A 12,002-nucleotide genomic window follows, 5' to 3' on the forward strand; every position below is an offset into this window, starting at 1 on the left:
GGGCCGCCCGGTATTGGCCTGGTTCAGGCGCGGCGGGCGGCCTGGTCGAGCAGTTCCCGGGCGTGCGCCAAAGCGGTATGAGACTCGGTCCCCGCCATCAGCCTGGCGATCTCGCGCACCCTGCGCTGTCCCTCGGCGATGGTGATATCGCTGGCTGTCACCGGCCCCTCGCTGGACTTGGTGACGACATAGTGCCGATCGGCGAAGGCCGCCACCTGCGCCAGGTGGGTGACCACGATCACCTGGGAATGCTCGGCGAGCCGGGCCAGCCGCCGGCCGATCTCGCTGGCCACCCGGCCACCCACTCCGGCGTCCACCTCGTCGAAAACGAAGGTGTGCCCCGGGTCGGTTCCGGCGAGCACGACCTCCAGCGCCAGCCGTACCCGGGACAGCTCTCCGCCGCTGGCCATCTTCGCCAGCGGCGCCGGCTGGGTACCGAGGTTGGCGCTGAACAGCAGACGCACGGCGTCGGCCCCGAAGGGTCCGCGCTGGGGCAGCGGGTCGATGGCGAAACCCAATCGGGCATGCGGCATTGCCAGCGCTGCCAGCTCGCCCTGCACTGCGGACGCGAGCCGGTCAGCGGCGGCGCTGCGAAGCTCATGCAGCTGGGCGGCCCGCCCGCCGAGCTCACGGTCCATGCTCGCGAGCTCGGCGCGCAACTGGTCGACGCGGCTCTCGTCCGAGCCGAGGTCGGCGAGCCGCTCGGCCGCGCGGCGCTGCCAGTCGAGTACCTCGTCGATGTCGCGACCGTACTTGCGGGTCAGACCCGCCAGCGCCGCCCGGCGCGAGGTGATGGTTTCGAGGGCCTGCGGGTCGGCATCGAGATCGGCCAGATAGGACGCGAGCTCGGCGGCGGCCTCGTCGGCGGCGAAGCCGAGCTGCTCCAGCCGCTCCGCCAGCCCGCTGGCACTCGTGTCAAGCTCGGCGATCCGGCGGACCTGCTTGCGGGCCGTGCCGAGCAGTCCACGTGCACCAGGATCGGCGACGTCACCGTCGTCGGCACCGGCGAGGGCGTGGATGGCGTTCTGGGCCGCCATCCGCAGATCATCGAGGCCTTGCAGCCGCGCCGCCTGGGCGGCGAGTTCGGTGTCCTCGTGGGGCTGTGGGTCCACGGCGGAGATCTCGTCGAGACCGAAGCGCAGCAGATCGGCCTGTTGGGCGCGCTCGCGGGCATTGTCGAGACGCTCGGTCAGTTCGCCGGCCAGTGCCCGGCGTCGCTCGAAGAGCCGCCGGTAATCGGCGAGCTGCCTGGCGAAGTCGGCGCCTGCGTAGCGGTCGAGCACCTCCCGCTGGCGCTCGGGGCTGGCCAGCCGGATCTGCTCGGACTGCCCGTGGACGGTTGCCAGTTCGCCGACCAGGGCACCCGCCGTGCTGATCGGGGTCTGTACTCCCCCCACCCATGCCCGGGACCGGCCGTTGTCGCGGACGTGGCGGGCAACGATGAGGTCGCCGTCGCAAACATCCGCGCCGATCTCGTCCAGGCGGGCGCCCATCGCCTCGAAACCGGTGAACCGGCCCTCCACCTGGGCGCGGTGCGCACCGGTACGCACGACGGAGGCATCGGCCCGGGCACCCAGCAGCAGTCCCAGGCCCGTGACGATCATCGTCTTGCCAGCCCCGGTTTCGCCGGTAATCGCAGTGAGGCCGGGTGCCGGTTCGATCTCCGATTCCTCGATGACCCCCAGACCTGCGATGCGCAGCGAACTCAGCATGAGTCCTCTTCCTCATGGACACGGTAGGCAGGGGCACGCCAGCCCTCGATGTCCAGCCCGAATTTCTTCACGAGCCTGGTGGCGAAAGGTTGCTCACTGAGGCGGGCGATCTGCAGGTCGTTGGGATTGCGGCGCACGCTCACCCGATAGCCGGCGCCGACATAGGCGTTGCGGCGGCCATCGCACCAGACAACGGCCGACAGGCTCATGTCGCCGACCATCCGCAGGTCCACCTGCGAGCTCGGCGCCACGACACAGGCCTGGGAGAACAGCGCGTGCGCTGCGATCGGCACCACCTCGAATGCCTGGGTATCCGGCCAGATCACCGGGCCGCCGGTGGAGAAGGCGTATGCCGTGGAGCCCGAGGCCGAGGCGACGAGGACCCCATCGCAGGCCCAGCGCGACAGTGGGCGCCGATCGATCGAGACGAGCAGGTCAACCATCTTCTGACGCGAGGCCTTCTCGGTGGACACCTCATTGACGGCGAACGACGACCATACGAGGTGCTCGGTGGCGTCACGGACCTCGACGGACAGGGTGAGGCGACGCTCGATCTGGTAATCCCTGCGGGCGACCTTGTCAATCAGCTCGCCCACCTCATAGGCCTCCAGCTCGGCCAAGAAGCCGACATGCCCCAGGTTCACGCCCAGCAGCGGGACACCCTGCGGCAATGCCCGTTCGGCACCCCACAGGATCGTCCCGTCGCCACCGAAGACGACCATGAGCTCCACCTGGGAATCGTCGTCCAGCGTGGCGATCGGGGCCTGCGGCAGGCGCCGGCGGACCTCGTCCAACCGAGTTGGTTCGAGCAGACAGGCGATGCCATGACGCCACATGCCGGCGATGAACTCGACGGCGCTGTCGACGGCTTCGGGGCGAGTGGGGTGCATGACAACGGCCACGCAGCGTTGTTCTTCCACGGACGCCAGCCTAGCGAGGCGCCGACGCCCCAGCCCGGACCTGCGGCAGGGCCGGGCGGCCGTTCGTCAGTCGGGGATTGCGCCGCGACGCAGGCCCACGAAGTACTCGATGTTGCCGCTGGGTCCGGGCACCCGGCTGGGTGCCTGCCAGAAGCTCCGCAGGCCGATATGGGCCGCCGCATCCACGACGGTGTCCACTGCCCGGCGGCGATCGGCGGGGTCACGCACCACACCGCCAGCTCCGAGTCGACGCCTGCCCACCTCGAATTGCGGTTTGACGAGCAGCAGTGCCACACCATCGGGGGAAAGCACTGTGCTCAGCGGGCCGAGCAGCAGTGTCAGCGAGATGAACGAGACATCGCCGACGATGAGGTCGACCAGCTGCCCATCCAGGTCGCCCACGCTCAATTCGCGAAGGTTGAGGCCCTCGTGATTGCTCACCCTGGGATCTGTTCTCAGCTGGGGTGCCAGCTGATCATGACCGACGTCCACCGCATGGACCCGCTGCGCACCGCGGTCGAGCAGCACCTGGGTGAAGCCTCCAGTGCAGGCCCCGGCATCCAGCACGACAGAGGGAACAGTGATGCCTGACTCGTCAAGTGCCCCGATGAGCTTGTGCGCCCCGCGGCTCACCCAGGGATCGTCGTCGACGTCGATGGGTGCATCGGGCAGCACCTTGGTGGACGGGCGCGTGACGGGCTGCCCCGACAGCCTCACCCGTCCGGAGCGGATCAGTTCGCTGGCGTGGGAGCGCGAGCGGGCCCGCCCGGAGTTCGCCAAAGTCACGTCGAGCCGCGCCGCTGACCGGTCGGCGGCGCTCAGTCGGTTTGTCACGAGGCCTGTTCGATTCCCGGCGCCAGATCGGGCAGGACTGGCACGAGGCCATCGCGCGAGGAGTCGAGGATACCGGTGAGCGCCTGCTCGGCGGCATCGAGCCGGGCCAGCTGTTCGGCCGGATCGAGCGCGGCGAGCCCCCGGCAGGCTTCGAGCACCTCGTCAACGGCCCGGTTCCCGGTGTGCGGGGGGTCGCCGGCGGGCGCCGGCTGCGGATGCAGCACGCGTGCAGTGGGCTCGTCCATGGCCTGTGAGCCTACCGCGAGACGCGGACAGCAAGGGAGGGGACAGCCAGCGGGTCTGAGCGGTGGGGTGGCCGCGCCGGTGCCCGGCCACCGGGTTGCGGAGGCTGTCAGTCGCCCAAGCCACGAGCCTGCAGGGCCTCGCCCACCGCGAGGGCATGTCCTACCGCGCTGACCACCACCGGCGCTGCGAATCGCCAGGAGAGCCGTTCCAGACCGCGTGCCCTGGCTGCCTCGCGCACGGTGCGCACCGAGACGAGCAGATAGGGGATGGAGTTCCACATGATCGCTATGGCCAACGCGAATCTCTCGGGTTTGGCTCCGAACACCCGCAATGGCCGAGCCAGACAGGCCAGCGCATCCATGATCTGGGAGGCTGGGCTGGTGCTGGTGAGCATCCGGGCCAGCCACAGGCAGCTGAGCATGCCGGCAACGAACACGGCCCCGGTACGCCAGTCCCAGAAGACCGCGTAGTAACCCAGGACGAGCAGGTTCATGACCCAGACGGCCACACCGGGATTGAGTGTGCGAAGCGGCTGACGCGCCCCCAGCCAGGACACCAGGGCGGCGAGCACCAGGCAGCCCACCGACAGGCCGACGACACGGAGGAAGAAGGGCGCCACACCGAGCAGCAGAAGGAGCAGGTACTTCAGCCAGATCGGGCTGCGGTGCATGGCTGAGCTCCCCGCCCGGTAGACACCCAGATAGTGCTCCGGTCTCATACCCGAATCCCCTGGCCGCCTGCTGCACGGCTCATGGTCGCACGGCTCATGGTCTCGCGGTAGAGCGCGATGATCTTCCCTGGCTCGCCGTCGGCGACCACCTGACCGGCATCGACGAGCAGGACGCGGTCCATCCGGGCCGCAAGATCGAGGTCATGGGTGGAGCAGACCAGCTGCTGGTCCATCTCATCGAACGCTCGGGACAGCTCCATCCGGTTGCGCAGATCGAGAAGCGTGGTGGGTTCGTCGGCGATGACGATCTTCGGATCGACGGCGAGCACGCAGGTCAGCGCCACGAGCTGGCGTTCCCCGCCCGACAGGGCGTGCACGCTGCGATTCGCCAGCGCCGCCAGGCCACGGGAGGCAAGAAGGGCCAAGGCGCGCTCATGGCGGCGGGTGCGATCGGGCATGGACGCGCGCAGGCTGAGCTCGACTTCTTCCAGCGGTGTCGCCATCACCAGCTGGGCCATCGGGTCGGTGAAGACATGCCCCACGAGGCGCCGCACCTGGCGTCCCTGGCGAGCCGGGTCGAGGCCTTCCACCAGCACCTGCCCACTGGTCGCCTTCATGAGGCCGTTGACCAGTTTGAGGAGGGTCGACTTCCCCGAGCCGTTGGCCCCGATGACACCGATCCGGCGTTGCCCGAGTGTCAGGGTGATGTTGCGCAGGATCTGCTGGCTGTGCGAGCGTCCGGCCTGATCGTAGCTGTCGACCTCCACGCCCACGTCGCGGTACTCGATCATGGCTGCTCAGGCCTTGCGGGTCGGACGCAGCGCCGGGAAGGCCGTGAAGACGGCCACGGCGAGCAGGCCGGCGATGACCGCCTTGACCACATCCCAGGGGAAGAAAGGAGCGGTGGTGAGGAGGGCCTTCGTGAGATCCATGTGGAGCACGGCCATGAAGAAGATCACCCCGCACAGGTGCACGGTGAGCGCGCCGAGCACCGCGGCGGCGATGAGCACGACCGGCAGCATCCTGCGAGAAGGGCGGGCGCGCAGCGCCGCCCGGGCGGCCGCGCCGGCCACGAATCCGGAGGCGATGAACCCGAACAGGTAGCCTCCGGTCGGGCCGATGAGCACGGCCGGGCCAGAGGCGCCATTGGAGAAGACCGGAAGCCCGGCCACCCCCACAAGGATGTACAGCGCGCAGGACGAGGCACCCCGGACCGGGCCGAGCACGAGGGGCGCCAGCAGAACGACGATCATCTGGATCGCGAACGGGATCCCGCCGACCTGGAAGATCGCCGGCACAATGGAGAACACGGCCATGAGAGCCGCGAAGACGGCGATGAGGGCGATATCGGAGCCGCCCAGCCCTGCTCGCGGGGCACTTCCGGCCGCCGATCTGTCTGCCTCATGAGCCTGGGTGGACATTCTTCCTCCTGATCCACGCCCTGCGCGGGCGTCGCGAACCGACTTCCTTCGCTCAGTCTAGAAGATGTCCTGAACGCTGTTCAGGAGGGTCCATCGGCACGGTCCGCCCGCGCTATTGACGAGCGGACGCCTCCTCGGTCGACACCGACGGCAAGACCCGGTCGACGAAGGCGCGGGCCAGGTCGAGCAACGCGTCGGGCGCGTCACGGCGAATGAAGTGGCCGGCACCCTCGACGATGTGCACCTGCGCGCCCGCCTCCTTGAGGATCGTGCGGTGCATGGGCTTGATCCCGCAACGCACCGTCCCGGTCACGACGTCCACCGGAGTTCCGGCCGCCACCAGATCATGGACCAGGCCGGGCCAGGGTTCGCGAGGGATGACGTGGCCGTCGGCCACCAGCTCCAACTGGGTCTCGTGCACAGAGCGGGCACGGGCCAGGCATTCGGAGGGGGACCATCGTGGCCACTGCTCACTCAATCGGGCGGCCAGCGCATCGATGCTGAGGGCCTGCTCGGCCCGGAACTGCTCGGCCGCCGAGCGGGCGGTGGATGGTTTCTGGTACGGCGTCACGGGGAAGCGCCAGAACGGGTCCACCAGGAAGACACCGCGAGCGTAGCCGAGGGCCGCGGCCACGGCGGCAGCGACTCCCCCGCCGGCGCTGTGGCCGGCGCACAGGATCGGCGCATCGGGCAGGTCCAGCCCGCCGAGCAGGTCGAGCACGTCGCGTACCCAGACATCACCGGGATGCGCGAGCAGTTCCGGCTCGCTGAATCGCGCCGAACGGCCATGGCCCCTCAGATCGGGGGCGACCACGAGGATCCCCCAGCCGGCCCATGCCCGGGCGAATGCGGCGATGCTCGAGGCAGACTCCCCCAATCCGTGCACCATGAGCACGCTGGCACGCACCGGCTCCTCTGAGGTGGTGACCATCGCCCGGATACCCTGCCCGGAGACGACCGAGTGCGTTGACACCGAATTCATGAATCCCCCTGCTCATCGACGTTCTGCTCGAGAACCAGCCGTGTGAAACGTACCCACCAGCTGTGGTCCACCAGGTCCTCGGCGTGCAGGCCGGCCATTGCACCGGTGAAGCGCAGGGCACCGCGCGGGACGTCGTCGGACAGCGGGGCCAAGGACAGCTCGGGCCCGAGTTGTTCCCCGTCGACCTCGAATCGGATCGCACCTGCGTGCCAGGCCATCGCCAGGCGCACCGGACCTTGGGGGGCGTCGGCCATCGCCAGCACCTCGGCACCCTCGTGGGTACGGGACAACAACCGCACGACCCGGCGACCCTGGTTGAGCCACTGCTGGCCGCGCTGGCTCTGGCCCTCCGGTTCGGCCCAGGTGATTGCCAGCTCGTAATGACTTGTCGTGTCGTACCAGGCGACGATACCGGCGGCCTGGGTGAAGCTGGCAGGTTCGGCGAGGAGGGTCGCGGCGAAACGGCCACTGTGTTCGCTCAGGCGCTGGGCGACAAGCGAGTTCTGCCACCTCGACTCGATTCCCTGGCGTCCACGCAGCACGATGGCGTCGCCGATCTCGCGCACCCATGACGCATTGGCCGGCTCACGCAGTGTCGACCAGGGCCATCGCGGCACCTGAGCCTGCTCGTCGACCGGCTGGGGAATGAGCGGCGTGGCCGGCCCCCGGGCACCGGATGACTGGGCAGGCGGCTCGACGTGCACGACAGGATGGTGGCCTCCCTGAGCGAGCCGAGGCCAGCCGTCGTGCCAGACAATGGGCTGCACGCAGGTCTCGCGGCCGAGCTCGCAGAACCGTCCCGCTGCCTGCTCCACGGGGCGTGCTGCCAGATGGGAGAGATACCACTGCCCCTCGGGTGTGTCGAACAGCTCGCCGTGCCCGGCCTTTGCCAGCACCGCGGCAGGATCGTCCCGCGTGGTGAGCAAGTCGTGGGCATCCAACTCGTAGGGGCCGAACAGCTGGCGCGATCGGGCGATCCGCACCCCGTGTTCCCACCCGGTGCCGCCTTCTGCCAGCTGGAGGATGAACCAGCCGTCGTGGAAGACCATCTTCGGCCCCTCGATGAGCCGGTCGTGCTGGATGAGCAGATGGGGAGAGCCAACAGGGGCGAGTGACCGTCGATCGAGTTCGAGGAGCACTATGCCGCCGAACCGGTCTGCGCCCGGACGGTGGTCGTTCTGCAGATTGAGCAGGTACAGGTGACCGTCGTAGTGGAACAGGGACGGATCGAATCCGTGGCTCGGCACCCTCACCGGTCTGCTCCATGGTCCCTCGGCTGCCAGTGCGGTACTGAGATAGGTGTCCAGGTCGAAGTATCGGTTCCCCACCGATCGGACGACGGAGTACACGATCCAGAAGCGCTCGCCGTCGTGGCTGAGCGCCGGCGCCCAGATACCTCCCGAGTCGGGGACGCCGTCCAGCCCGCCCGGGACGGCATCCTCGACACTGCCGATGTAATGCCAGCTGGCCAGATCGGCGCAGCGATGGATCGGGATACTCGGATACCACTCGAAGCTGCTCGTCGCGAGGTAATAGTCGTTGCAGACCCGAATCATGGAGGGATCGGGGGCAAAGCCTCTGACGACAGGATTGGTGATCATCGTGCTCCTCGGCGGTGGGTGACGAGCGTTGGTCTACGGGGACACCAGCGGCTCCGCTGATGTCCCGGCGCCGTTCACACTAACCCACCGCGGCGCCCGGTCGCTTCTGGGCAACTCGGCCGCCGAGCCGCCTGCACCCCCGGCCGACGAGCGGGAACGAAAACCCGGGGACGCAGCGTGCGTACCAGGGACATGGCCGGGACTGCCTTCGTGAAGCTGGCGGTGGGCATCGAGCACGATGTCACCGGGCCGAAGATACTTCAGCAGGGTGAGCACGCGGGGCTTCATTTCAGGTCTCGTCACCGGTGGCACAGATCCACTGGATCGCGGAACAGCAGGAAGGCCGCATGCCGGCGCTGGAGTTGCGGTATTCCGACAAGGCGCTCAGTGCACGAGGCTGAGTGCCTCGACTGCGGTGCCGAGCTCCGGAGCCCTGTCGCCCGCGTCGCGGACAGCCCAGTTCAGGGCGAGGACCGCCCACAGCGCGTCGAGTTGTTCATCGAGGGTGCCCACGGGCCCTTCCAGGCGCACCTGATCGTGGTCGAGCCAGGCCCTGGCCCTGCCGCACGACGCCTCCTCGCCGCTCAGGCCCGCCTTCCGGGACGGTGCGAGCAGAGCGCGCAGATCGTGGCCGATATAGCTGGGCCGCCGATTGGGCACTGCGTCGAGCAGATCGCGTACTCCATGCGCCCCAGTGAAGACGAACAGCGAATCCATGCCGGCGCGATGGGCGCCCTCGATGTCGGTGTCGAGCCGATCACCGACGAAGATGGGGTGATTGCCACCGAGACGTCGAACGGTCTCGCGCAAGAGTGGCGGGAAGGGCTTGCCGGCCACCTCGGGCTCGCGCCCGGGGAAGCAGCTGCCGACTGCGGCAACCTGAGTGCCCACCCCTGGCTCCAGTCCCAGATCAGTGGGCCTGGTGGAGTCCAGATTGGACGCGAACCATCGGGCTCCGGCCTGGATCGCGTGGACCGCGTCGGTCACGCGCGGCCAGCTCATCTTCGGGTCGTATCCCTGGACCACCGCGAGGGGGTCAGCGTGCCGGTCGGCGACCGGAAGGAGCCCGACGGCCTGCACCTCCTCGGCCAGCGCGTCGGTGCCCACCACGAGGACAGGCGATCCCGGGTCGAGGGCCTCGCGGAGCATGGCAGCCACCGCCTGGGCACTGGTGACCACATCCTGGGGCCCGGCTGGCACGCCGATTCGGGTGAGCTGCTCCGCAACGGTGCGCGGGGGACGTGCGGCGTTGTTCGTCACGAAGCCGACCTGGATGCCGCGGGCCCGCAGGCCAGCGATGCCGTCCGGCGCACCCTCGACAGGATCGGGTCCCAGATAGACGACCCCATCCAGGTCAAACAGTGCGGCGTCGTAGTCGTCGCACAAGACAGTGCCGGTCACGATCGGGAGTCCTCGGGTTCATCGTCGGTGGGCTCCCGGTGATCAGTCACTGACTGCTCTTCGCTCGCCTCGCAGGCATCCTGGCCCGCTCCGAACGATGACGCGTCGCCCGCCGCTATCTGGGGAGTCGGGGGCTCCTCGTCCTTGGAGGACGCACCCCCGCCACCGACCGGCTCGGCACCGGCTTCTTCGGTACCGGCTGTTTCGGTACCGGCTGTTTCGGTACCGGCTGTTTCGGTACCGGGCCCGTCGGCTGGCTCGGGGGCACGTGCCTCGCGAGGCAGCTCGGGCTCGGGCCGGTCGTCCTCCTCGATGAGCAGGTCGTCGCTCTCGTCCGGGTCCTCCTCGCCCACATCGATGCCCAGCGCCTCGAGCCGGTCCCTGGTATCCAGGGTCTTCGCGGTGTCGAGGGAGGCCGCGGCGGCAAACCACTGCCGTGCCCCCTCGGTATCGCCGTTCTCCTCGAGAAAGTTCGCGTAGGCATAGCGCAATCGCGCCTGTGATTCATGGCTGCCCTCGCGCCTGCCGATCGCCTCGCGCAGAATCCTCAACGCCTCGTCACGCTGCCCCATGTCGTCGCGCAAGCCGGCCTCAACCAGTGTCAGCTCCACCTTCTGCGTCGGCTCGAGGCTCTTGCCGTGCGCGGCCTGAATGGTACGCAGGGCCTGGTCGCGCCGGCCGATGGCACGTTCGCAGTCGGCGATCACCGGCCAGTAATCGTCGCTACCGGTGAGCCGCTGGACGGCCCGGTACTCGGTGAGAGCAGTGGGGAAGTCCTCCGCCGCATAGGCAGCCTCCGCGGTTGCCTCGCGGACCACGGGCAGCCGCGCAGCCCGGCGCCGCGCCGCCTGGGCATGGCGAAGAGCCAGTTGGGGATCATCGTCGAGCCACTCCTGGGCAGCCACGAGATGGGCCATCACCACCGTGGCCAGCTCTTTGGGCAGCCCACGCAATTCAGCACGCACTGGTAGCGGGAGCGCCTTGAGATCGACATCGAGATCGGCCTGCGGCTCATCGGCGGCGCGTTCCAGGCCAGGATTGGGCAGACGATCCTCCCCGCGGCGATCGGCGCGAGCCCCTTGCCCGCGCACCGCTTTGTCACGACGGCCCTCATCGCGCGATGAGCCTGCTGGTCTCGGGCCCCGGTCGCTGCCACGCCCTCCACGCTGCCCACGACCGTGCCGCATTCCGCCGTGATCGGCTGAGCCACTCCACGCACCATCGCGCTGGGAGCGGCTGTCGCCAGATGTCCGCCTCGCCGGCGGACGGCCCCCGCTGTCGGGACGGGGTTCGCGGTGACTCCAGCCGCGCTCACCCCAGCCTTCGGACGCACCGTCCACCCGGCGATCAGAGGCCGATGTACCCCGCCCGCCGGGACGGCCATGGCCTCCTCGGTCGTCGCGGGCTCGCTCGTCGCGGGAGCGAGCCATACGGGGCCGATCGTCTCGCGACCGGTCCTTCGAGCGGTCCTCTCCCGGACGCGAACTCGAGTGGCGTTGGTTGCCGAGATATCTGTCCGCGCGCTGCGGAGCGGCGCTGTTGCCTGACTCCCGGGCGGCACCCGAATCGCGCCGGCGACCGGAATCCCACCGGTCAGCCCGGCCCTCGCCTTGAGTGGTGCGCCGATCTGCTGATCCGGCGCTGTCCGAACGGCGCTCCCGCCAGGTTCCGCCGGATGCCGATCCGACGGGACGATGTTCGCTGGCACGGCGTTGGCTCGGACGATTGTATGGATCGTCGCGTCCCTCGGACAGGTAGCGTCCCCGGGCATCCTTGCCACGCGAGTTGCCCTGGTCACCGGAGCCACCCCCCCTGCCCGAGCGGCTGGCCGGCGAAGGGCCACGAAACGAGGGATCCGAGCCGTTCGACCTGCGCATGGAGGAGCCACCAGACGAGGAACCATGGGACGACGAACCATGGAAGGACGAACCCCGGGGCGATCCTCCCCCGCGGTTCCGAGACGATCCACCCTGGCTGCGGCCGCGCCGGGGGCCGTAGTCCCCGGACCTGGACCGTGAGTTGCCTGACGAGTGTTCCATGACGTCCATCCTGCCAAACCGGGTGAGCCGAGCTCCGGGCAGCTCACCCACGGACCGCGCACCGGGATGGTGGCGGAAAGTAAAAAGCTCCCCTCCGCTGGTGGGTGGAGGGGAGCTTGAGTGTGTGGCGGCGTCCTAGTCTCCCACAGGGTTCCCCCTGCAGTACCATCGGCGTT

The 12,002-nt window shown here is 69.1% G+C and carries 11 protein-coding genes; all 11 read right to left on the bottom strand.

The features are described 5' to 3' along the window. Positions 1 to 23 precede the first annotated feature (23 nt). Positions 24 to 1,712, bottom strand: a complete 1,689-nt coding sequence (recN, locus tag BMX93_RS03475; protein ID WP_091967979.1) for a DNA repair protein RecN — start codon at positions 1,710 to 1,712, stop codon at positions 24 to 26. Next, positions 1,706 to 2,602 carry an NAD kinase gene (locus tag BMX93_RS03480; protein ID WP_245725713.1) on the bottom strand — a complete coding sequence of 299 codons (897 nt, stop codon included), beginning with the start codon at positions 2,600 to 2,602 and terminating at the stop codon, positions 1,706 to 1,708. Before BMX93_RS03480 ends, recN begins: the two co-directional genes overlap by 7 nt. Before the next feature lie 96 nt (positions 2,603 to 2,698). Beyond that, positions 2,699 to 3,466, bottom strand: a complete 768-nt coding sequence (locus BMX93_RS03485) for a TlyA family RNA methyltransferase (RefSeq protein ID WP_425438742.1) — start codon at positions 3,464 to 3,466, stop codon at positions 2,699 to 2,701. Continuing rightward, positions 3,463 to 3,711, bottom strand: a complete 249-nt coding sequence (locus BMX93_RS03490) for a hypothetical protein (RefSeq protein WP_143052799.1) — start codon at positions 3,709 to 3,711, stop codon at positions 3,463 to 3,465. The genes BMX93_RS03485 and BMX93_RS03490 overlap by 4 nt, the downstream gene beginning before the upstream one ends. 107 nt (positions 3,712 to 3,818) lie before the next feature. After that, on the bottom strand, positions 3,819 to 4,430 hold the full coding sequence (locus BMX93_RS03495; protein ID WP_091967987.1) for a CbiQ family ECF transporter T component: 612 nt from the start codon (positions 4,428 to 4,430) through the stop codon (positions 3,819 to 3,821). Then, on the bottom strand, positions 4,427 to 5,173 hold the full coding sequence (locus BMX93_RS03500) for an energy-coupling factor ABC transporter ATP-binding protein (protein ID WP_091967990.1): 747 nt from the start codon (positions 5,171 to 5,173) through the stop codon (positions 4,427 to 4,429). The genes BMX93_RS03495 and BMX93_RS03500 overlap by 4 nt, the downstream gene beginning before the upstream one ends. A gap of 6 nt (positions 5,174 to 5,179) precedes the next feature. Further along, positions 5,180 to 5,803, bottom strand: coding sequence for a biotin transporter BioY (locus BMX93_RS03505; RefSeq protein WP_091967993.1), 624 nt, complete (start codon positions 5,801 to 5,803; stop codon positions 5,180 to 5,182). Positions 5,804 to 5,915: 112 nt separating this feature from the next. Further along, complete coding sequence (locus BMX93_RS03510) at positions 5,916 to 6,785, bottom strand: alpha/beta hydrolase (RefSeq protein WP_091967995.1); 870 nt, start codon at positions 6,783 to 6,785, stop codon at positions 5,916 to 5,918. Beyond that, entirely contained in the window at positions 6,782 to 8,386 is a 1,605-nt protein-coding gene (locus BMX93_RS03515) for a family 43 glycosylhydrolase (protein WP_091967998.1), read from the bottom strand. Before BMX93_RS03515 ends, BMX93_RS03510 begins: the two co-directional genes overlap by 4 nt. Positions 8,387 to 8,770: 384 nt before the next feature. Continuing rightward, the gene (locus tag BMX93_RS03520; RefSeq protein ID WP_091968001.1) at positions 8,771 to 9,787 is read right to left on the bottom strand and encodes an HAD-IIA family hydrolase; all 1,017 of its coding nucleotides are present in this window, start codon (positions 9,785 to 9,787) and stop codon (positions 8,771 to 8,773) included. Beyond that, entirely contained in the window at positions 9,784 to 10,878 is a 1,095-nt protein-coding gene (locus tag BMX93_RS03525) for a tetratricopeptide repeat protein (RefSeq protein WP_245725710.1), read from the bottom strand. Before BMX93_RS03525 ends, BMX93_RS03520 begins: the two co-directional genes overlap by 4 nt. Positions 10,879 to 12,002 lie beyond the last annotated feature (1,124 nt).

It is taken from the genome of Propionibacterium cyclohexanicum (assembly GCF_900111365.1).
Taxonomy (GTDB): Bacteria; Actinomycetota; Actinomycetes; order Propionibacteriales; family Propionibacteriaceae; genus Propionibacterium; species Propionibacterium cyclohexanicum.